Raw genomic sequence first — 21,943 nt, 5'->3', positions numbered from 1 at the left:
AGACCGAAAGGCAGCACCCCTGCCAGTCATATCTTCAAATTGTCGGTGGGGATGATTGATTATAACAATCTGGATTTAACCGAAAGCGGCGAGAACGAATGGCTGTGCCTCAAAATAGCCGAGCAGTTCGGACTGCCGACCGCACAATCAGGTCCGGGTATAGCGCAACCATACGCCGTCATGGTCGGTTTTTTCCACCGACGCCAGCTTCAGGTAGGCGGGCTTTTGCCAGGCGTCCACCGGGATATCAAATGATGCGGCGTGGCCGGTGCGGCCGTCCACAATGGGCACAATCAACACGCTGACCTCGTCCACCAGTCCGGCATTGACGAACGCGCCGCAGACATGGCCGCCGCCCTCGACAATCAATTTTTTCACTCCCAACTCCCGGGACAGGGTTTCCACCACCGCCGCCAAATCAAGCTCGCTCTTGCCGCCGAACAGATAGGAGACGCCGATGGACTGAAGATAGGCCAGGTAATCATCGCTCACCTGCTCCGTGAGCACTTCGATTACATGGGAATCCAGGGCGGTATTGCGCTGCCAGCCCACCCGTCCCTTGGGATCGATGGAGATGGCGTATTGCGCGGCGTCGCGCACGGCGAATACGTTGGCGCGGGGCAGCGGCGCTTTCGCCAGCCCTTTCGGATACTCAATGCTGTGGGCCACTTCCTGCATGGTTACCCGGCCGCAAATCCAGCCGTCGGCCTTAAAGCTGGCGGCGGTGGATTCATAAAGATCGCCGGTGTATTTCAGGTTCCAGCCATCGGTAAGGCTGCGGCCGTCAATGGCGGACAGCATATGGCATATAATATAAGGCTTCATTTTTTATACCCTTCATCTTTCCAAGTAAAAGTGACCGATTCCCTGAAATCAATCCGGATAAAACGCCGGGTCCATAAATTGTTCAAAGGACCACGGGCAGGAAGAGGGGAAAACGGTGCGTTTAATATTGGTTTCACGCTCCGCGCTTATCACCGCGTCGCCATAGGCATCTTCGATAATTTCCGGCAGGTTATGTTTGAGGCTAGGGCTTTTTTTCAGGCGGCGCTCTATCTTACGGCGCTGCTCCTCAATGGTCAGTCTCCAGCTCCGTCCTTGTCTTTCCGCTTGGAATTGCCATTTCAGCAGATGGATGAACAGAACTTCAAGACGAGACTCAAGCTCATTTTCCGCACTGGTTCCCATCGACTCAATTTCCTCCAGCAGATTTTTGGTGTCCAGCTCAGCGAGACGGCCTGAACGCAATAACTCTGCCTGTTCCTGAGTCCACCCATAAAAGTCGCTGTCATAACGGGTTGTCATAGTTACTCCCCTGAATTTCAGGTTATCCTGCGGATAACCTGAGTTTGTCAGAGAAAAACGCGTCAGTCAAAACTGGCGCATTATTGTAAAATTATTCGATATTTCGGTGGTTCGATGATTAATGCAGAACCACCGAATCTTCGACGATCTCCCCATCCAAGGTTCGGTCCAGCAAATCCAGCCGTTCACTCAGGATATACAGCAGCAGTTCTTTTACCACCGGGTGCGGTATTTCAATGGCGGCATAGGCCAGCGCACGGCAATGATCGACGATTTCTTCCAAATTGAGGGGTGAAGAATCATACATGATTCACCCCCGAGATAAGGTGAGTGTGCTGCGGACGAGTAGGGATAAAAAAAGTAGCCATAGACAGCCCCTATAGTGATGGAGGATCAACTACTACCCGAGACGTCAATCTCAAGGGTGGTAGCCCAGACAGAGTTGACGTTACCGGTCACTACAGCCGGCGCTTTTTGCAAAGCCCCTGCCTGGGCCACCATAATGGGGTGTGCGCAGATGCTACTTGATTGTACTGCATTATCAAGCACTGAGTGATTGTCGGAACGTCAATTCCGGCTGCGGATTTTGCCGTAGCGGGTGGACTATGCCTTAGCCATTTCATTCAAAGCAACCCCCTGGAATAACAAGAATAAATCAGAAAAATTAATTCAGAATCCGCCTCGCAATTCTCTACCTAGGCCTTTGTGAAAGAGACAGATGAAATGCAATAATATGCCAACCCGTAAAAATGCTGCTTTTGAGCTGAACACAGCATCAAATCAGTAAGCGCGCCCAAACGAAATGGGCGCGCTTAATTAACCTTATACAACCAGCGTTCCTATAGGAGATTAATACCGCTGATCATCGTTCTCTGGAGACAGCGGGAAAACCTCCGCAGGACGGCCATTAACCGTGGTGCCGCCCTGGAAGACGGTGGGCCCGACGCCGTTGATCCAGTTGATGAAGGTCTCCGGCGGCGCTGAAAGCCGGGAAAGTTCAGCGATTTCCTCATCGCTCAGCCGTACTTTCAATGCGGACAGGTTGGCTTCCAACTGATCCAGCCGTCGCACGCCGATAATGGATGATGCCACCCCCGGCCGCGACTGGACCCAGGCCAGGGCTACCGCCGCCGGCGTGGCGCCGTGGGCGGCGGCAATAGCGATTAGCGCGTCGATAATGGCATATTCACGATCCCCCAGCGAGTCGGCCTTGCTGTCGCTGCGGCCGCCCTGGGCGACGGAACGGTTATCGCGCCGGTATTTACCGGATAAAATTCCCCCCGCCAGCGGCGACCAGGGTATCACCCCCAGCCCCAGCTCAAGGGCCATGGGGATCAGTTCGTCTTCCACGGTGCGTTGCAATAATGAGTATTCAATTTGCAACGCAATGAGCGGGGACCAGCCGCGAAACTGGGCCAGGGTTTGCGCCTGGGCGACTTTCCAGGCTGGCGTGTCGGAAAAACCGATATAGCGCACTTTGCCGCCGGCCACCAGGCTATCCATGGCGCGCATGGTTTCTTCAATGGGTGTAAAGGCATCCCAGGCGTGCTGCCAGTAAAGGTCGATATAATCGGTCTGCAACCGGCGCAGCGACTGTTCGCAGGAGGCGATGATGGTCTTGGCGCTGCAGCCGCCGCCGTTGGGATCGCCCCGATACATATTGCCGGAGAATTTTGTGGCCAGCACCACCCGATCGCGCCGGCCGCCATCGCGGGCGAAGAAATCGCCGATGATTTTCTCGGAATGGCCTTTGGTATACATATTGGCGGTATCGATAAAATTGCCGCCCCGGTCAAGGAATGTCGCCAGAATGGTTTCTGATTCGCTGACCGATGATCCCCATCCCCAGTCTTCGCCGAAGGTCATGGTGCCCAGGCAAAGGGGGCTGATGCGCAGGCCGGACCGGCCGAGGGTGAGATAAGCGTCGAGAGACATAAAAGGCTCCTGTTAGGCATGGGGCGCACTGATGCACGCTTGTTCAGCAGTGAATCATCGCTTTTATATCGAGAGCATGCCATGCCCAATCGTCCGTTATTTATGCGCAATCGTGCGGGATTATGACGCCCCGCGACATATCCCTACCTGACCGAAGCGCAGCGAGGGAACAGGCCCGGCGGTTATCAGCGGTTGCGATCGAATTCCTCGCGCGCCCGTTCCACTTCGGGCAGATAATCGACGGTCCAGTCGTACAGCGCTTGGAAAGGTTGTTTTAGAGTATGGCCCAACGGGGTAATGCGATACTCCACCGCGATGGGGGAGGCGGTAATGACGCGCCGCGCGACAATGCCGTTGCGCTCCAGGCGCCGTAAGCTCTGCGTGAGCGCCTTTTGGGTTATGCCATCGAGGCGGCGCTTGATGACATTAAAGCGCAGCGGCTCGGCGCAAAGAGCGGCAAGGATCAGTACCGACCATTTATCCGCAATCTGATCCAGCAGTAAGCGGCTCGGGCAATCCGCCGCCGAGAAGATATGGCATTCAGCTGCCGGCGCGGCGTTTTGCGTTATGCTGCCCACCGGGTGTTGCACTTCGGACATGGCGGTTTCCTGTTGGCTACCTGGTAGCGTTAAAGTGCCTGATTGACTCGAGGTATACATAATATACCATCAAAGCCTTGTCGTTAACCGGAGCTTAAATTTATGAACGCACCGCAAGTGGACATCCTGTTCCAGCCTTTCCGGATAAAATCCCTCTCTTTAAAAAACCGTATCGTCATGGCCCCCATGACCCGTTCCTTCTCGCCGGCAGGCGTGCCGGGCGAGAATGTCGCCGCCTATTATCGCCGCCGGGCCGAGGCCGAGGTGGGGTTGATCCTTTCAGAGGGTACGGCTATCGATCGGCCGGCGTCCAGGAACGATCCGCAAGTGCCGTTTTTCCATGGTGAAGCGGCGCTGGCGGGCTGGCAGCGAGTGATAAATGAAGTCCACGCCGCCGGCGGCAAGATGGGGCCCCAGCTTTGGCACGTAGGCGCGGTGGCCAGTTTCCAAACCGACTGGGTGCCCGATGTCCCGGTTGAGAGTCCGTCGGGCCTGGCGGCGCCGGGAGTGCCCCGGGGCGAGATCATGAGCGATGAGGCCATTGCCGATACCCTTGCCGCCTATGGCCGGGCGGCGGCCGATGCCAAGCGGCTGGGCTTCGATACCTTTGAGATCCATGGCGCCCATGGCTACTTGATTGACCAGTTCTTTTGGTCCGAAACCAATCTGCGCAAGGATCGTTTCGGCGGCGCCACGATAAAAGATCGCGCCCGGTTTGCCGGCGAGGTATTAAAGGAGATGCGTGCGGCGGTGGGTCCAGACTATCCCATTATCTTGCGGATCAGTCAGTGGAAGCAGCAGAATTACACCGCCAGGCTGGCCGAAACCCCCGATGCCATGGCCGACTGGCTTGTGCCGCTGGTGGAAGCGGGGGCGGATGTGCTGCATTGTTCCCAGCGACGTTTCTGGGAGCCGGAGTTTCCGGACCAGGATGGTGCAAACGGGCTGAACTTTGCCGGCTGGGCCAAGAAGTTAACCGGCGCCGCCGCCATCAGCGTCGGTTCGGTGGGATTGTCGGGGGATTTTCTCGGCAGCTTCGGCGGGGAAAGCGCCAGTCCGGTGGGATTGGATAATCTTGTCCAGCGGATGGAGCGGGATGAGTTCGACCTTATTGCCGTTGGCCGTGCGCTGATCACCGAGCCGCGCTGGGCCGCCAAGGTGCGCACAGGAGAAACCGAAAATATGCCGGATTTCAGCCCGGCGGCGCTGGGTGAACTATTCTAGGGGGAAAACGAATAAAACCCCATTGCCGCGGTCTCCCTTTAACACGTTCGTTGCACGGTTGGTGATAGCGGGCCTACCGTGGCATGGGGCGCTCCGCGGCCGGCTATGGCCGCTTCGACCCCATTGCCGCGGTCTCCCTTTAACACGTTCGTTGCACGGTTGGTTGTAGCGGGCCTACCGTGGCATGGGGAGCTTATAGGACAATGGGCGCTTTAGTGCTGCTGCTTGCGGCCCTGCTGGTCGAGCTGTGCAAACTCTTCATCGGTCAGGGTCACATTGGCCGCCGCCACGTTTTCTTCCAGATGCTTCACGCTGCTGGTGCCGGGAATGGGCAGCATAACCGGGCTGCGCTTCAATATCCAAGCCAGGGCGATTTGGCTGGGAGTCGCCCCTTTCTGTTTCGCCAGCGTATCCAGCAAGGAGCCGGGTTTGGCCAGGTCGCCTGAGGCCAGGGGGAACCAGGGGATAAAACCGATATTGTTTTCGGTGCAGTAATCCACCACCGCTTCATGGCTGCGCGTCACCAGATTGTACATGTTCTGCACCGAGACCACCGGGAAGAACTTTTGCGCTGCTTTGATCTGCGAAACGTCCACTTCGCTTAATCCCACATGGCGGATCAAACCCTCTTTTTGCATCTGCGCGATGGCGCCGAACTGTTCTTCCGCCGGAACTTTGGCATCGATACGATGCAACTGCCACAGGCCGATTTGTTCGACGCCCAGTTTACGCAGGCTCAGCAATACCGCCTGGCGCAGATACTCCGGACGTCCCACCGGCTGCCAGATATTCGGTCCATGGCGGGTCAGTCCGCCCTTGGTGGCGATGAGCAGGCCTTTATAAGGATGTAACGCCTCATGAATCAGCTGTTCGCTGACGTCGGGACCATAACTGTCGGCGGTATCGATAAAATTGACGCCCAGTTCAGGAAGGCGGCGCAAGGTGGCGAGACAGGCTTCCCTGTCGGCCGGTTGTCCCCAGATACCATCGCCGGTGATGCGCATGGCCCCAAAGCCCAAACGGTTAATGGTGAAATCCCCAAGCTTGAATTGGCCTGATGCGGCTGCGTTAATCGTACTCATAATGTGTTCCTTATGATAGGAAAGAGGAATTGCTCAAAACGGCCCCAAGCAGCGGCCGGTGATAAAGATGCATAACGCGGTTCGATCTAAAATGTAGCTTGCGTCATGGCTTTCGACATGGCGGGCGGGGAATCGTTTGTGGAATTTACACTCAACAGGGCGTAGAACAATCCCGCCATCCCAGGCCGCCAAAAATGATAATTGACAGTACTACCAAGGCAATACTAGCTCTCCGGACTTAAGGGGGAATGACAATGCGTGCCATGCCTGATGCTTATTCGAAGACGGAGGCCAGGAAGCTATCGAACGTCCGCTGGGTGAAGGCAATTGTAGTCGCATCGGTGAGTTTGCCCTCCTTCACCTTGGCGCTGATATTGCTCATGGCTATTTCCGGCAGAGGCGCGCGTATGGCCTATCATCAACATCCCTCCGCCAGCTTACCCAGGTCATCATGGGGACGCTATCGATTCAAACCGAAGAGAGCCTTCGTCTGGTTCCGCCCGGACGGGCCGTTTGGATAACAGACGGATTGCCCACTTAGCGTTTATTACAGTGAGCCATCCGAAATCATCAATTGCTTTATCTTGGCCGACCAAGCCGTACGCGTGCAGGCTCAGTGCCGGACTTTTACCATCACGCCGCTGTTAAAAGCGTCGTTGGAGGAAGTGGTGACTTTTTCACGGCCTGTGTTTGGCTTTTCAAAACGAGTAGGGGCGAGGTGCATGAGCAAAGGATATCAGTATCCTACTAAGGATTAATTATTTCAGCTCTCACTATCAAGCATAGTTATCCAATGATTCAGCGCGACAGAATACATTGCCCCGAAGATGCTGCCGAGTCCCATACCCACGGTGCCGCCTATAATCAATAAGATATTCTTGTGATCGGCATAAAAATCGGGGCGGTTACTGAGCTTGATACACTGCCTGAGAACCATCGCAGCCGACAATCCGGTGATGATTCCACCCATTGCGCCATAATTTAAGCCCAGATGAATGATGTCTTTAGGAGAGCCGCTTTTTCCCGGCTCCCCCGGCGCCAAATGGCTGTTTAAATCGTAAACCGCACTGGTAATGGCCTTGCCGCTGATGTATGTCGTGGCGGCCATAATTACTCCGCAGGAGATGCCGATTAAGCAGGATCGTACCGGCGCTGGGGCAACATTGGATATTGTTTGAATACGCGTGCCCATATCAACATGAGTTTCGGAAAGAAGTGTTGTCATGGGGATATAATCATACCCTCGTGAACTATTATCGATGATCATATTTTTCTCTATTCTATTTGGAACATAAAAATGTATGAAACGGATCATCACATTATTATGGCTATTTTACTTTAAACATCAAACTACGGCATTCAGGTGAATCTGACTCAATAAGTATTGGCGCTTATTGAGCCTAAAACAATACCCGTGGGTTGTTGGTTTGGCTTAATGGCGGAGAATCGCTCTTCGGGGCCTCATAAGACGCCGCCTCTTTCGCCGGGAAAATGGTTAAATATCAAAATGCTGTTCTCTGATGATGATAGGGGGATGACCTGAGCAGGCCAAATGGCTATCGTCCGTATTATGAACTTGTTGCAAATGGACAGCATACAGCATGCCGGCAATAGCGCCGAATGATAACCCTATGGCCGCGCCAATTTTCAACAGTTGTTTCTTGGCGTGATCATAATCTTCGCTGACGTTTATGAAATTCATGTTTCTCCTGATAATAGCCGCTACCGCCAACCCGGATAAGATGCCGCCGGACAGGCCATATTTCAAACCTGCACTCATTACCTCGCCATAAGTCTGAGGTGAGACGCTTTCGCAAGGCGCCAACAACTCGTTTATATCATAGACCGCGGATGAGATTAATTTAGCGCCGGCATACGAGGCGGTTGACACGAGCGCGCCGCAGGCAAAGCTGGTACGGCAGGCCGGATCTTGCCACAGGGGGGAGTTGGACACGCGCTGAAAAATAGCGCTTATGCCGCGTTTGCTTTTTGATAAAAACGTACTTCCGGGGATAGCGGTATCATTAGTTCTGATTGGCTCGGAATCAATATTCATATTTTCCTCTATAGCATTGAGTAGACATGGCTTTTTTAAAATAAATGAAGGCATAGGGTATCAATAAGCATTTTACGGTTAGTATATATTATCGTACCCGCTGTGCGGTGGCGGCCAAGGGTTAATCGTTAATCATTGACGGATTATAATTTGCGTGGTGATGGCCATTTGCATGGTAATTATCCTGTGCGTGATGATAGTAATCAGGATAATCTTGCTGTAGTGAAACGGAATACACCGCGCCGGCCAGACCGCCGGCTATCATCCCTAAGGTCCCACCGATGACCAATAATAAGTCTTTGGAATGGCCCTTATCCGGGGAGCGGTTACTGATTCTGCTTAATTCATTGAGCAGCAGCGCTGTTGATAAGCCGTAAATGGCCCCGCCCGCGGCGCCATAACCTATACCAGCGGATAACAGTTCTTTGATAGCCTGGCAGGCGCTGCCTTCCCTATAAAACAGCGAGCGGTTTATATTATGGACGGCGGCTGAGATTGCCGTGCGGCTGAGATAGATGGGGAGCGTTAACATTGCGCAGCCCGCAATGCCGGTTATCCAAGAGAATGCTTTCGGCAGGGCGGCGTTGGATGCGCTTTTGAAAGATTTACCCATGCCGTTGTTGCGTTGGGATGAAGGCTTTGTTGTGGAAGAAAAGTAGTATTGATTAATATTTGAAGAAAAATAGGTAGTCATATTTATTCTCTGCAATTTTTAGAATTTAAATAAAATATGTTTGAGTGTCCGCAATAGTGTGAATAGTGTGTCCAGACGAAATTTATCATCTGCGAGATCTGAATCCATTAAATACCTTCACTTGTTGAGCCTGTGTTAATATTTCCAGCAGTGCTGATTTATAGATAGCCCGGCGTGGCAAAGTTCCCTGACAAACTTCATCTGGCGCTGTCCCTTTTCCTGCGATATACCTTACCCAAGGCTATAACCATACGGCGGGCCCGCTCGCCGGGCGGCACAAGGGCTTTGTTATGCATAAACAGGATTGCTGGTGGCATCGTTCGTCGGTTTACCAAATTTATCCACGCAGTTTTTGTGATAGCGACGGCGATGGCATCGGCGATCTGGCCGGTATCCGGTCCAAGCTGGACTATCTGGCTTTGCTGGGGGTGGACGTGCTGTGGCTGTGCCCGGTTTACGCCTCCCCCAACGATGACAACGGTTATGATATCGCCGATTATGGCCGGATTATGCAAGAGTTCGGCACCATGGCGGATATGGAACTGCTGATAGCCGAGGCGGGTAAGCGCGGCATGAAAATCATGATGGACATTGTCGCCAATCACACCAGCGATGAGCATAAATGGTTTATGGAAGCGCGGAAATCAGCGGATAACCCTTATCGAGATTATTATATCTGGGCCAAACAACCCAATGCATTGTCTTCCACCTTCGGCGGCAGCGCCTGGCAGTATGAAGCGGAAACCGGTGAATATTATCTGCATCTCTTTAGCAAAAAACAGCCGGATTTAAACTGGCGCAATCCCCGGGTGCGCCAGGAGATCGCGGATATTCTCATTTTTTGGCTGGACAAGGGCATCGGCGGCTTTCGGTTCGATGTTATCGATCTGATTGGCAAGGTTCCGGAACAGGGCATTACCGCCAACGGTCCCCGGCTGCACGAGTATGTCCGCGAGCTGAATGAAAAAAGCTTTGGTCCGCGGAATGTGCTGACGGTGGGGGAATCCTGGACGGCGACGCCGGAAACCGGCCCTCTGTGGAGCTCTCCGGCGCGGCATGAGCTGAGCATGATTTTCCAGTTCGGCCATCTTACCCTGGATCAGGCGCAGCCCGGCGGGGAAAAATGGGATCTCGCTCCATACTCTCTGCTTGATTTGAAGTCGTTGTTGAGCCGGTGGCAGACAGAGTTATACGGCAGGGGCTGGAACAGCCTGTTCTGGAACAATCATGATACGCCGCGGGCGGTGTCCCGATTCGGCGATGAAGGCGAATATCGGCTAAAAAGCGCCAAAATGCTGGCTACCGTGATGTACGGTATGGCCGGAACGCCGTTTATCTACCAGGGAGAGGAAATCGGTATGACCAATGTCCGCTTTACCGATATGGCGGATTATCGTGATATCGAGACCCTTCATCTCTACCGGGATCGGCTGGCTGCCGGCCATGGCGCGGGCAGCATCATGGCTTCAATCTACGCCAAGGGCCGGGATAACGCCCGTACGCCGATGCAGTGGGATGGGGGCGAGCATGCCGGTTTCAGCAGCGGCGCGCCCTGGATAAAGGTGAACCCCAACTATAGCGAGATTAATGTCGATGCGGCCTTGAGGGATCCCTACTCGATTTTCCATTTCTACCGCCGTTTGATAGCGCTGCGCAAAACCGCGGACTGGCTGGTTTACGGCAGTTATGAATTATTACTGCCGCGGCATGAACAGCTTTTTGCTTATGTGCGTGAATACGATAACCGCCGGTATCTGGTGTTCGGTAATTTCAGCCGTCAGACCTTGGCCATCAACCCGGCGGACCTGCGGATCTCTCCCCAGGCGGCCAGCATATTGCATAATTATACCGCTGTGCCCCTGCTGGAGCAGGGGATTATCCGGCCATGGGAAGGAGGTATCATCAGCCTGTGAGGGCGAATCCGGCTTAAGCCAGTACGGTGGCGTCCCCCCGCACAAATACCGGTATGGTATCGATGGGGGTGTCCACCTCTATCCAGCTGCCGCCGGGCCGCCGTTGATCGGTTAACAGGTCCCGCCAGCCGTCGCCGGGTGGGAGGTAGACCCGCCGTGACTGCATGCCCTGGGCCAGTACCGGCGCCACCAAAATCTCCGGGCCGAACATATACTGGTCCTCTATCTCCCAGCAGGCCGGGTCGTCGGGAAAATCATAAAAGAGCGGCCGCATGACCGGCGTGCCCTTTTGATGCGCCGCCACCATCTGGTCATGAATATAGGACCGCAGGCGCTCGCGGATGCCCAGCCAGCGGGACATGATCCGTTCGTTTTCCTCGCCGAAGCTCCAGAGCTCGTTGGGGGATCCGCTGTTGCACTGTTCAACGCCGTCGCGGTACATTTCCGGCGGCGGGATTTCCGGTTCCCGGCACCCGTGCAGGCGGCACACCGGGCAAAATACCCCCCACTGGAACCAGCGGATCAAGAGTTCCCGGAAGGCGGGATCGTCATGCCGTCCCCCCTGGAAGCCGCCGATGTCGGTGGTCCACCAGGGAATGCCCGCCAGACCCATGTTCAAGCCGGCCACCACCTGATTATGCAGGGCATGGAAAGACGAGTGTACGTCCCCTGACCAGGCCAGCATGCCGAAACGCTGGCTGCCGGCCCAGGCGCAGCGAACCAGGTTGAGAACATCCCGCTGCCCCTCCCGCCGTTGGCCGTCATACAGGCACTGGGCGAATTTTTGCGGATAGATGTTGCCCACTTCCAGCGCGGTACCCATAAAATAACGATAATTGTCAAAATGGTAGGTCCGGTACTCCGGTTCCGCCATATCGAGCCAGAACCAGCGGATACCGATATCGTAATAGTTCTGTTTGATTTTTTGCCAGACATAATCCCGCGCGCCGGGATGGGTGGTATCAACAAAAGTGGTGCTGCCCCTGGAATCAAGAGTGATAGGTATGCCGCGATCGCTGCGGACCAGAAAATCTTCGGTTTCCATTTCGTTGTAGCTTTCGGCCCGCTGGTCCACGGTGGGCCACACGGAAACCATCAGTTCGATACCCATGGCCCGCAGTTTATCCACCATGGCCTTCGGGTTCGGCCAGTCAATGTCGTTGAAGCGCCAGGTACCCTGGATAGGCCAGTGAAAAGAGTCGATCACCAGTACCGACAGCGGCAGTTTGCGGCGTCGGTATTCTTCCGCCACCATCAGCACTTCGTCCTGGGTTCGGTAGCGTAATTTCGATTGCCAGAAACCGGTGGCGAATTCCGGCATCACCTCCACCGTGCCGGTGACCGCGGCATACTGCTCCACCAGCTCCGACGGCCGGTCCGCTGCGGTTATCCAATAATCAAGCTGATGGGTGACCCGCGCCCGCCAGAGGGTTTGGTTGTTGGCGAAATGCACTTCCCCCACCGCCGGATTGTTCCATAACATGCCGTAGCCCAGACTGGAGAGCATAAAGGGTACGCTGGACTGGGAGTTGCGCTGCGCCAGTTCCAGCACGCAGCCTTTCAGGTCCAGCATCGACTGCTGGTATTGCCCCATGCCGAATATTTTTTCATCCCGGTGGGCTTCGAAATATTGGGTCAGCTGATATTTCCCGCCGGGTATAGGGTTGAATTCCCGTGCCTCGATTTCCAGCGGACTGACGTATTTTTCCTTTTTGATATCCCCCGGAATATCTTCGGTGGTTCTTTGCCGCCACCACTCCGACAGCAGCAGCTCTCCGCGCTGGTTGTAAAAAGCCAGCCGTCCGCGATTATCTATCTCCGCCGTGATATTGCCGTGGGTAATACGCACCATCGACGGCTTTTCCTTGATTTTCACCTGGTGATTGTCGGGGTCGGGCAGCAGGGCCCAGTTCTCTTGCAGATCCAGATGCGGTGAGCAGGTGGCCCGGATCCGCAGGCTATTTTTTCCCCAGGGTTCTATCACCAATTGCTGGCCGCTGGCGCGCCAGTAAACTTTATGATTTTTTACCGATAAGTTTGTCATTTCCAATCCTCACAGCGCGGGTGAAGCCGGTATTCAGGCCAGCGGAACGGTTACCGTTTTTTAACTATAGCAAGGCGGGTAAAAAAGCGAGGCGTGCGATCCTTTCCTGCCTCGGGGCGGCCTACTCGATTGCGGTCGCGGGATAACCGACGTTTTTTCCGAATTGTATTGGAGGGATCACTAATTTCTAGAATTGCCGGCCTACTCTCTATATAACTTGATGCTAGGATTCGCGGCCAGCTCTCTATCGAGCGGTATCCGGGACGCTTGTGGCGGGGTTGTGGGGGATTCCGTTGAAAGAGTGCGCAAACCAGGCGGGGGCATATGCTAACACTGCGGCAGTTACGGCATTTTATCGCAGTGGCGGAAGCCGGCTCCATTTCCGGCGCCGCCCAGGCGACGTTTGTGGCTCAGTCCTCTTTGACGCTGGCGGTTCAGCAGTTGGAGGATGAACTGGCGGCGCCGCTGTTCGAGCGTCACGCCAAGGGTATGACGCTGACCCACCAGGGGCATCAGTTCCTGCGGCAGGCCAATTTGATCCTGGCCACGGTGGAGAATGCCAAATTCAGCGTTCGGCAGGGGATGGAAAGCCTTAGCGGCGATCTGACCCTGGGGGTGACCAGTCTGGTGTCCGGTTATTTTCTGATGGATATACTCACCCGTTTTCGCGCCTGTTATCCGGGGGTCAACGTGCGCATCGTTGAGGATGAGCGGCGCTATATCGAGCATTTGCTGGTTAACGGCGAGATCGATATCGGGGTGTTGATACTGAGTAACCTTGAGGATCGCCACGCTTTGCAGACCGAGGTGCTGGTGCATTCTCCCTATCGGCTGTGGCTGCCGCCGCTGCATCCTCTTTTGGAGCAGGAGTCTATTGCCCTGGCGGATGTTGCTGCCTATCCGCTGGTGCAGCTTAACGCCGACGAGATGGAACGGCATGCCCGTCAAATTTGGGCCCGTGCCGGCCTGCATCCCTGTATCGCCATGCGCACCGCGTCTACGGAGGCGGTGCGTAGTATGGTGGCCGCGGGGCTGGGGGTATCTATTCAGCCCGATATGGCCTATCGGCCCTGGTCGCTGGAGGGCAGTATGATCGAGGCGCGCCAGTTGTCGGATCTTAACGAGCATTTGAATGTGGGCCTGGCCTGGCGGCGGGGCAATAGCCGGCCTGAGCTGATTGCGCCGTTTCTCGCGTTGGCGCGGGAAAAAACGCCGGGCCGCAAGCCGGTGGCATAAAGGTTCGGCCCCATTGGCACGGCCTCCCTTTAACAGTACGGTTTAAGCTTTAGTGATAGCGGGCCTACCGCGCCATGAGGCACTCGGGCGGGCGGAAAAACCACGCCCGCTTCGACCTCATTGGCACGGTCTCCCTTTAACACGTTCGGTTTAACCTTCGCTTAAAGCTGTTGACTTGCTAGAAGACCGCTATCCGGCTGTTTGGCAATTCATCCCGCATCCCTTCGCTTTTTCCGAACGCCACGTTCGTTATTTAGTATTTGTCGCTGGGCCCGTGGGCGGGATAGTCTCATCGATAAGATTATGTATAAGGTTATGTATATAAGTTGTTAACTCCCATGTCCGGGCCGGAGGGTTATCGCTTTGATCGATCAATCGCTGTTAACCGGGATTCCCTGGGTAAATTATATCGGTGGAGAAAAGGTCGCCGGCGAGGGATCGGCGGAGAATATTGTCAATCCCGCCACCGGCAAGGTGATTCTGACGCTGCGGGAAGCCGGCGAGGAGCAGGTGATGGGCGCGGTAGCCGCCGCTCACCGGGCCTTCCGGCAGTGGTCCTCCACCACGCCGGCCCATCGTGCGGGGGTATTGCTGGACATCGCGGCGGTCATTGAGCGCGATGGCCGGCAACTGGCCGGGCTGGAGGCGCTGAACTGCGGCAAACCCTTCCATCAGGCATTTAACGACGATATCGCCGCCGCCGCCGATGTGTTCCGTTTTTTCGCCGGGGCCGTGCGCTGCCGGCAAGGGCAACTGGCGGGTGAATATCTTCCCGGCCATACGTCGATGCTCAGACGCGATGCCATCGGCGTGGTGGCGTCTATCGCGCCGTGGAATTATCCGCTGATGATGGCCGCGTGGAAAATCGCGCCGGCCCTGGCGGCCGGCAACACCCTGGTGTTTAAACCTTCCGAGCATACTCCGTTATCCATTCTGGCATTGATGCACCGCCTGGACGGTCTGCTGCCGGACGGCGTCATTAACGTGATGTTCGGCCGGGGCGAGACCACCGGGGCGGTGCTGGTGAATCATCCCCTGGTGCGGATGATTTCCGTGACCGGCGATACCGTGACCGGACAAAAGATTCTTCAGGCGGCGGTCGGCGGCATTAAACGTACCCATCTGGAGCTGGGGGGGAATGCGCCGGTGATTGTCTGCGATGATGCGGATCTGGCGGCGGTGGTGGCCGGTATCCGGCAGTTCGGTTATTACAATGCCGGCCAGGATTGTACGGCGGCCTGTCGCGTTTATGCCCAGGCCGGTATTTATCCCCGACTGGTGGAGGCTCTGGGAGAGGCGGTGAAAAGCCTGCGTTTCGGCCGGCCCATCGACGATGAAAACGATCTTGGCCCGCTGATTTCCGCCCGCCAGCGCGATCGGGTGGCCAGCTTTATCGAACGGGCGCTGGAACAGCCGCATATTTCCCTGATAGCCGGCGGCGGCGCCCATGACGGCCCCGGTTTTTTCTACCGGCCGACGCTTCTGGCCGGCTGTCTGCAACAGGATGAAATCATTAAGCGCGAGGTGTTTGGTCCGGTGGTCAGCGTGACCTGTTTCGACGATATCGAGCAGGTGCTGGAGTGGGCTAACGACTCGGAATACGGTCTGGCATCCTCGGTCTGGACGCGGGATGTGGATCAGGCGTTTTACCTGGCGTCGAAGTTGCAATACGGCTGTACCTGGATCAATACCCATTTCACTCTGGTGAGCGAGATGCCGCACGGCGGGCTGAAAAGCTCCGGCTACGGCAAGGATCTCTCCGGTGAAGCGTTACAGGACTACAGCGTGGTTCGCCACATCATGGCGAAATTCGACGGCCGGTTTCCCTCACGGCACTGAGCCTTTATGGTATGACAGGAGACAGGCGATGATGAAGATAACGCAGGCGGGTATGCTATGTTTGAGCTGGTTGTGCGGCGTAACGCTGGCCCAGGCCGTCGATCTGCCGACGCAATTGGGAAAAAGCGAGGGGCAGGTGGATATCATCGCCTGGCCCGGTTATATCGAACGGGGCCAGACCGATAAAAACTATGATTGGGTCACCGCGTTCGAAAAACAGACCGGCTGTCAGGTCAATGTGAAAACCGCCGCCACCTCCGACGAGATGGTCAGCTTGATGGCCAAGGGCGGCTACGATCTGGTGACCGCGTCGGGAGACGCTTCGCTGCGGCTGATTTACGGCAAGCGGGTCCAACCCATCAATACCGCGCTGATTCCCAATTGGCATAATGTGGATTCCCGTCTGTCGGGTGGTCCCTGGTTTAACGTCGACGGCAAGGTGTACGGTACCCCTTATCAATGGGGGCCGAATGTGCTGATGTACAATACCAAGGTTTTCACCACGCCGCCGGACAGCTGGGCGGTGGTGTTCGAGCCGCAGAACCTGCCGGACGGCAAAAGCAATAAGGGGCGGGTGCAGGCTTACGACGGCCCCATCTATATCGCTGATGCGGCGCTTTATCTCAAAAGCACGCGGCCTGAACTGGGTATCAAGGATCCCTATCAGCTGAACGAAACGCAATACCAGGCGGTGCTGGCTTTGCTTAAGCAGCAGCATCCGCTGATCCACCGTTACTGGCACGATACCTCGGTACAGATGAGCGACTTTAAAAACGAGGGCGTGGTGGCATCCGGCGCCTGGCCGTATCAGGCCAATGGCCTCGAGGGGGAGGGGCAGCCTATCGCCACGGTAATACCCAAGGAGGGGGTAACCGGTTGGGCGGATACCACCATGCTGCACGCCGACGCCAGTCATCCCAACTGCGCCTACCGCTGGATGAACTGGTCGCTGGAACCGAAGGTCCAGGGTGACGTGGCCGCCTGGTTCGGTTCAGTGCCGGCGGTGCCGGACGGCTGTAAAGCCAGCACCCTGCTGGGGGCGAAAGGCTGCGAAACCAACGGGTTCAATCAGTTTGCAAAAATTGCCTTTTGGAAAACCCCCACCGCCAAATGCGATAGCGCCGGCGGCGGTCAGTGCGTGCCCTACAGCCGCTGGACGCAGGATTATATCGCCATTATGGGCGGGCGCTGAAGAGGTAGCCGCAGCGTACGGGGCGGCAAAGAGCGGGACATCAATGCTGAGGCGGATGTCCGTTGACCTGGAGGAAAATGACTATGACCAGCGCCGTTGCCCTGGATAATGTGTCCCGTCGTTTCAACGGTGTGGCCGCCGTGGATCGGGTGTCCCTCGATATTACCGACGGGGAATTTTTTTCCCTGCTGGGACCGTCGGGATCGGGCAAAAGCACCTGCCTACGGCTGATCGCCGGTTTTGAGCGGCCGGATACCGGCACCATCCGCCTGCATGGACGGGATACCGTCGATCTGCCGCCCTATCGGCGCGATGTGAATACCGTTTTTCAGGATTACGCGCTGTTCCCTCATCTGTCGCTGCTGGATAACGTGGCCTATGGCCTGATGGTAAAAGGGGTGGGACGCGGCGAACGGATGAACCGCGCCCGCGCCATGCTGCGGCTGGTGGAGCTGGAGGACGTTCATAACCGCAAGCCGGCCCATTTATCCGGCGGCCAGCGGCAGCGGGTGGCGCTGGCGCGGGCGCTGGTGAACGAACCCCGGGTATTGCTGCTGGACGAACCGCTGGGGGCGCTGGATCTTAAGCTGCGGGAGCAAATGCAGGGGGAACTGAAAACCCTGCAGCGGCGGCTGGGCATTACCTTTATTTTTGTCACCCACGATCAGGGCGAGGCGCTTTCCATGTCCGATCGGGTGGCGGTATTCAATCGCGGGCGTATTGAGCAGGTGGACAATCCCCGTCAGCTCTATCTCACGCCCCGCAGTACCTTTGTGGCCAATTTTGTCGGCAGCGCCAATGTTATCGAGGGTGAACTGGCGCGGGAGCTGACCGGCGAGAACGGCATCTTCGCCATCCGGCCGGAGTTCGCCCGCATTCACCGGCTAACCCGGCCGGCGGCGGATGAACTGTCGGTCAACGGAGAACTGAGCAATATCCTGTTTCAGGGAGCCATGACCCGGTATGAATTAACCTTGGCCCGGGGCGTGCGGTTTACCGTCAGCGAAACCCATCCGGCGGGGGTGGGGACGCCGGACGGACCGGCGCTGGGTCAGCGGCTGACGGCGTCATGGCCCCGGGCGGCCATGACGGCGCTGCGGGAGTGAGAGGTATGGATATGATCGTGCCGGATTCCTCCCAGCCCCGTTCACCGTCCCAGCCGCCGCCGTTGCCGAATCCGTCCGGGCCCGGCGGCGCCCTCGCCACGTTTTTCTATCGGCGGCCGACGTTTTTCCTGCTGTTGCTGCTGTTGCCGCCATTGATGTGGTTCGGCATCGTGTATATCGGCGCATTGCTGGCCCTGCTGTGGCAAGGGATGTACACCTTTGACGACTTCACCATGACGGTCCAGCCGACGCTCACCGCCGCCAACTTTGCCGCGCTGTTCAGCCCGGCCAATTACGATATCATTTTACGCACCCTGTGCATGGCCCTGGCGGTGACGGCGGCCGGCGCGCTGCTGGCTTTCCCGCTGGCCTATTATATGGCCCGCTACACCCGCGGCCGCACCAAGGCTTTTTTTTATATCGCGGTCATGATGCCCATGTGGGCCAGCTATATTGTCAAAGCCTATGCCTGGACCCTGCTGCTGGCTCATGACGGTGTGCTGCAATGGTTCTTGCAGCATCTCGGGCTGGAGGGGGCGCTGCAGGCGGTGTTGACCGTGCCGGGTATCGGCGGCAGCACCCTGTCCACCTCCCATCTCGGCCGCTTTATGGTGTTCGTCTATATCTGGCTGCCGTTTATGATCCTGCCGATCCAGGCCGCGCTGGAGCGCCTGCCGCCGTCATTGTTGATGGCCTCCGCCGATCTGGGCGCCCGTCCCGGCCAGACCTTCCGCTATGTGATCCTGCCTTTGGCGGTTCCCGGCATCGCCGCCGGCTCGATATTTACCTTTTCCCTGACCATGGGGGATTTTATCGTGCCCCAGCTGGTGGGGCCGCCGGGGTATTTTATCGGCAGCATGGTCTACGCCCAGCAGGGAGCCATAGGGGATATGCCTATGGCGGCGGCCTTTACCCTGGTGCCGATAGTCCTGATCGGTATCTACCTGACGCTGGCCAAACGCCTGGGGGCATTCGATGCGCTGTAAGTCCGCGAACCGGGAGGAGGGTTAAATGAAGAGTGAACGCGCGCCGCTGGCGCTGAAGCTGTCCGCCTGGGGCGGCCTGGTGTTCCTGCATTTTCCCATCGCTATCATCGCGCTGTATGCGTTCAATACCGAAGACGCGGCGTTCAGCTTCCCGCCCAAAGGATTCACCCTGCATTGGTTTGTGCTGGCCGCCGGACGGCAGGATATCCTATCGGCGCTGTTGCTGTCTTTGGAGATAGCCGCCATGGCCACCGCCATTGCGCTGTTCCTCGGCACGCTGACGGCGGCGGCTCTTTACCGGCGCGATTTCCTGGGTAAGCAGGCCATTACCCTGATGATGATCCTGCCTATCGCCCTGCCGGGCATCATTACCGGCATCGCGCTGCTTTCCGCCTTCAAGGCGCTGGGAGTGGAGCCGGGCGTGGCCACCATCGTCATCGGCCACGCCACGTTTTGCGTGGTAATGGTATTCAATAATGTCATTGCCCGCCTGCGGCGCATCTCCTACAGTCAGATTGAGGCGTCAATGGACCTTGGCGCCGACGGCTGGCAGACCTTCCGGTACGTGGTGCTGCCGGGACTGGCCTCGGCCATGCTGGCGGGAGGGATGCTGGCCTTCGCGCTGTCGTTCGATGAAATTATCGTCACCACCTTTACCGCCGGCCATGAGCGGACCTTGCCGCTGTGGCTGCTCAATCAATTGGGTCGGCCGCGGGATGTGCCCATCACTAACGTGGTGTCGCTGCTGGTCACGCTGGTGACCATGCTGCCCATACTGTGGGCCTATTATCTCACCCGCGGGGGCGAAGAGACGGCGGGGGGCGAGAAGTAAATTTTATCTCACCGGCGGTAGCAGGGCTATTTGGCCGGGTATCTGAATAAGGAACAGGCTATGCATGATAAATTACTGATAAACGGCCGGGCAGAGGCGGGAACGGGTAAACAGACCGCGGTCATTAATCCGGCCACCGGCGATATCATCGTTACCCTGGCTGAAGCCGGTGTTGAACAGGTGGATGCCGCCGTACGGGCGGCGGATGCGGCGTTCGACAGCTGGGGGCAGACCACGCCAAAAAGCCGGGCCGCCATGCTGCTGCAACTGGCGGACGCCATCGAGCGGCACGGCGAATCCCTGGCGCGGCTTGAGTCCTTAAACTGCGGCAAGCCTTATCACTGCGTGATCAACGATGAAATCCCGGCGGTGGCGGATGTTTTCCGCTTCTTCGCCGGGGCTTGCCGCTGCCTGGGCGGCAGCGCCGCGGGAGAGTATCTGGAAGGTCATACCTCCCTTACCCGGCGCGACCCCATTGGCGTGGTGGCGTCCATCGCCCCTTGGAACTATCCGCTGATGATGGCGGCCTGGAAACTGGCCCCGGCCCTGGCCGCCGGCAACTGCGTGGTGTTCAAGCCCGCGGAGCAGACGCCGCTTACCGCGCTCTATCTGGCGGATCTGCTGGCGGACATTTTCCCGCCGGGGGTGGTAAACGTCCTGTTCGGTACCGGCAGCGAGATAGGCGACGCCCTGACCGGCCATGAGCGCGTGCGCATGGTATCGCTCACCGGCTCCATCGCCACCGGCGCCCATATCCTGTCCCATACCGCCGGCGGCATCAAGAAGACCCATATGGAGCTGGGGGGCAAGGCGCCGGTCATCGTCTTTGACGATGCCGATATCGCCGGGGTAGTGGAGGGCATCAGAACCTTCGGTTTTTATAACGCCGGCCAGGACTGCACCGCCGCCTGCCGCCTGTATGTTCAGCGCGGAGTGTACGATCAACTGGTGGACGCCCTGGGCCGCAGCGTCGCCACCCTCAAAGCCGGCGATCCCGCGGATGAAAGCACCGAACTGGGGCCGCTGATTACCCAGGCGCAGCTGCAGCGGGTGACCGGTTTTGTCGAGCGCGCGAAGGCCCTGCCCCATATCCGGGTCATTACCGGCGGCGCGCCTCTGGAGGGAAAGGGCTTTTATTTTGCCCCCACGGTGCTGGCGGATGCGCGGCAGGAAGATGAAATCGTCCAGCGGGAAGTCTTTGGACCGGTGGTCACCGTCACGGTATTCGACGACGAGGCGCAGGTCATCCGCTGGGCCAACGCCTCGCCCTACGGACTGGCCTCCTCGGTCTGGACCTCGGATATCGGCCGGGCTCATCGGGTCACCGCCCGCCTGCAATACGGCTGCACCTGGGTGAATACCCATTTTATGCTGGTTAGCGAAATGCCCCACGGCGGCCAAAAGCTCTCCGGATTCGGCAAGGATTTGTCCATGTACGGTTTGGAAGATTACACCACCGTACGTCATATCATGATCCGGCATTAAACCCGGTCCGCCCCGTGGGCTACGGGGCGGGGCCGATGCCGCCGCACGAAATCCGGACTGATATTATTTATAAAGCTTATTGTAATCTTTTGGCTCCATAAGTTTGGATCGCCCTGATTAATGTGTTTACCGCAATAGGCAGTTCGCAGACTCATTTTTCTTCGGGCTATAAGGCCTGTCGCCGATACGGTATTAAATATTCATTAAGACGGTGTAATTAATTAAATAATAAATGTATAAATTGGTCTAATAAATATATTCACTTCTTCCCTTAAAAATACATCCCCCATTTGCGCATGACGCATTATTACGGCACGGGTTAGCGAAAGTTTGTTTAAATAATTTATTAGTCTCCTGTTAATAAGCTGACTCACCTCTCATTGATGGCGGTAATGGGCTGTTATTATCCTATCGC

At 56.8% G+C, this 21,943-nt stretch carries 20 protein-coding genes; 9 read left to right on the top strand and 11 right to left on the bottom strand.

Features of this window, described 5'->3' with window-relative positions; translation table 11 throughout:
• Window positions 1-147 precede the first annotated feature (147 nt).
• The 6 genes from ACL2XJ_RS05295 to ACL2XJ_RS05270 all read right to left on the bottom strand — a co-directional run bounded on the left by ACL2XJ_RS05295 (window position 148) and on the right by ACL2XJ_RS05270 (window position 3,839).
• Entirely contained in the window at window positions 148-825 is a 678-nt protein-coding gene (locus ACL2XJ_RS05295) for a RibD family protein (protein WP_413725873.1), read from the bottom strand.
• A 48-nt stretch (window positions 826-873) separates the two neighbouring features.
• Window positions 874-1,305: a DUF29 domain-containing protein gene (locus ACL2XJ_RS05290; RefSeq protein WP_203520594.1), complete on the bottom strand. Its 432-nt coding sequence runs from the start codon at window positions 1,303-1,305 to the stop codon at window positions 874-876.
• Between the two features lie 118 nt (window positions 1,306-1,423).
• The gene (locus tag ACL2XJ_RS05285; protein ID WP_203520596.1) at window positions 1,424-1,612 is read right to left on the bottom strand and encodes a hypothetical protein; all 189 of its coding nucleotides are present in this window, start codon (window positions 1,610-1,612) and stop codon (window positions 1,424-1,426) included.
• A gap of 86 nt (window positions 1,613-1,698) precedes the next feature.
• Window positions 1,699-1,806, bottom strand: a complete 108-nt coding sequence (locus ACL2XJ_RS05280) for an ash family protein (protein ID WP_132927966.1) — start codon at window positions 1,804-1,806, stop codon at window positions 1,699-1,701.
• A gap of 348 nt (window positions 1,807-2,154) precedes the next feature.
• Window positions 2,155-3,240: an aldo/keto reductase gene (locus ACL2XJ_RS05275; RefSeq protein ID WP_413725872.1), complete on the bottom strand. Its 1,086-nt coding sequence runs from the start codon at window positions 3,238-3,240 to the stop codon at window positions 2,155-2,157.
• Window positions 3,241-3,425: 185 nt separating this feature from the next.
• Window positions 3,426-3,839 (bottom strand): winged helix-turn-helix transcriptional regulator, encoded by a 414-nt coding sequence (locus ACL2XJ_RS05270; RefSeq protein ID WP_132924907.1) that lies wholly within the window; start codon window positions 3,837-3,839, stop codon window positions 3,426-3,428.
• 102 nt (window positions 3,840-3,941) lie between these two features.
• Here ACL2XJ_RS05270 and ACL2XJ_RS05265 point away from each other — a divergent pair, with 102 nt between their 5' ends.
• A complete protein-coding gene (locus ACL2XJ_RS05265) occupies window positions 3,942-5,063 on the top strand; it encodes an NADH:flavin oxidoreductase (protein WP_413725871.1) in 1,122 nt (373 codons plus the stop codon).
• A 212-nt stretch (window positions 5,064-5,275) separates the two neighbouring features.
• On the opposite strand, the gene ACL2XJ_RS05260 is transcribed toward ACL2XJ_RS05265, so the two are convergent.
• The 4 genes from ACL2XJ_RS05260 to ACL2XJ_RS05245 form a co-directional block, all read right to left on the bottom strand.
• A complete protein-coding gene (locus tag ACL2XJ_RS05260; RefSeq protein ID WP_413725870.1) occupies window positions 5,276-6,145 on the bottom strand; it encodes an aldo/keto reductase in 870 nt (289 codons plus the stop codon).
• A gap of 763 nt (window positions 6,146-6,908) precedes the next feature.
• Window positions 6,909-7,412, bottom strand: a complete 504-nt coding sequence (locus tag ACL2XJ_RS05255) for a hypothetical protein (RefSeq protein WP_413725869.1) — start codon at window positions 7,410-7,412, stop codon at window positions 6,909-6,911.
• 228 nt (window positions 7,413-7,640) lie between these two features.
• A complete protein-coding gene (locus ACL2XJ_RS05250; RefSeq protein WP_413725868.1) occupies window positions 7,641-8,255 on the bottom strand; it encodes a hypothetical protein in 615 nt (204 codons plus the stop codon).
• Between the two features lie 67 nt (window positions 8,256-8,322).
• Entirely contained in the window at window positions 8,323-8,895 is a 573-nt protein-coding gene (locus ACL2XJ_RS05245; RefSeq protein WP_413725867.1) for a hypothetical protein, read from the bottom strand.
• Window positions 8,896-9,185: 290 nt separating this feature from the next.
• On the opposite strand from ACL2XJ_RS05245, the gene ACL2XJ_RS05240 reads away from it, so the two are divergent.
• On the top strand, window positions 9,186-10,808 hold the full coding sequence (locus ACL2XJ_RS05240; RefSeq protein WP_413725866.1) for a glycoside hydrolase family 13 protein: 1,623 nt from the start codon (window positions 9,186-9,188) through the stop codon (window positions 10,806-10,808).
• A gap of 13 nt (window positions 10,809-10,821) precedes the next feature.
• Here ACL2XJ_RS05240 and ACL2XJ_RS05235 read toward each other — a convergent pair whose 3' ends face one another.
• Window positions 10,822-12,852, bottom strand: coding sequence for a TIM-barrel domain-containing protein (locus ACL2XJ_RS05235; RefSeq protein ID WP_413725865.1), 2,031 nt, complete (start codon window positions 12,850-12,852; stop codon window positions 10,822-10,824).
• Between the two features lie 324 nt (window positions 12,853-13,176).
• Here ACL2XJ_RS05235 and ACL2XJ_RS05230 point away from each other — a divergent pair, with 324 nt between their 5' ends.
• From ACL2XJ_RS05230 to patD, 7 genes are all read left to right on the top strand, one after another.
• Window positions 13,177-14,088, top strand: coding sequence for a LysR substrate-binding domain-containing protein (locus ACL2XJ_RS05230; protein WP_203520613.1), 912 nt, complete (start codon window positions 13,177-13,179; stop codon window positions 14,086-14,088).
• Between the two features lie 363 nt (window positions 14,089-14,451).
• Window positions 14,452-15,927, top strand: coding sequence for a gamma-aminobutyraldehyde dehydrogenase (locus ACL2XJ_RS05225; protein ID WP_413725864.1), 1,476 nt, complete (start codon window positions 14,452-14,454; stop codon window positions 15,925-15,927).
• A gap of 28 nt (window positions 15,928-15,955) precedes the next feature.
• Window positions 15,956-17,119 (top strand): putative ABC transporter substrate-binding protein YdcS, encoded by a 1,164-nt coding sequence (gene ydcS, locus ACL2XJ_RS05220; protein WP_413725863.1) that lies wholly within the window; start codon window positions 15,956-15,958, stop codon window positions 17,117-17,119.
• Between the two features lie 83 nt (window positions 17,120-17,202).
• A complete protein-coding gene (locus ACL2XJ_RS05215) occupies window positions 17,203-18,225 on the top strand; it encodes an ABC transporter ATP-binding protein (protein WP_413725862.1) in 1,023 nt (340 codons plus the stop codon).
• A gap of 11 nt (window positions 18,226-18,236) precedes the next feature.
• A complete protein-coding gene (locus ACL2XJ_RS05210; protein WP_132927967.1) occupies window positions 18,237-19,211 on the top strand; it encodes an ABC transporter permease in 975 nt (324 codons plus the stop codon).
• Between the two features lie 25 nt (window positions 19,212-19,236).
• On the top strand, window positions 19,237-20,043 hold the full coding sequence (locus ACL2XJ_RS05205; RefSeq protein WP_132924930.1) for an ABC transporter permease: 807 nt from the start codon (window positions 19,237-19,239) through the stop codon (window positions 20,041-20,043).
• Window positions 20,044-20,103: 60 nt separating this feature from the next.
• On the top strand, window positions 20,104-21,528 hold the full coding sequence (gene patD, locus ACL2XJ_RS05200) for an aminobutyraldehyde dehydrogenase (protein WP_413725861.1): 1,425 nt from the start codon (window positions 20,104-20,106) through the stop codon (window positions 21,526-21,528).
• Window positions 21,529-21,943 lie beyond the last annotated feature (415 nt).

The organism is Sodalis sp. RH16, assembly GCF_047324245.1.
GTDB lineage: Bacteria > Pseudomonadota > Gammaproteobacteria > Enterobacterales > Enterobacteriaceae > Acerihabitans > Acerihabitans ligni.
Note: the sequence above shows the minus strand (reverse complement) of the source record. Positions and strands in the feature narration are given on the sequence as shown.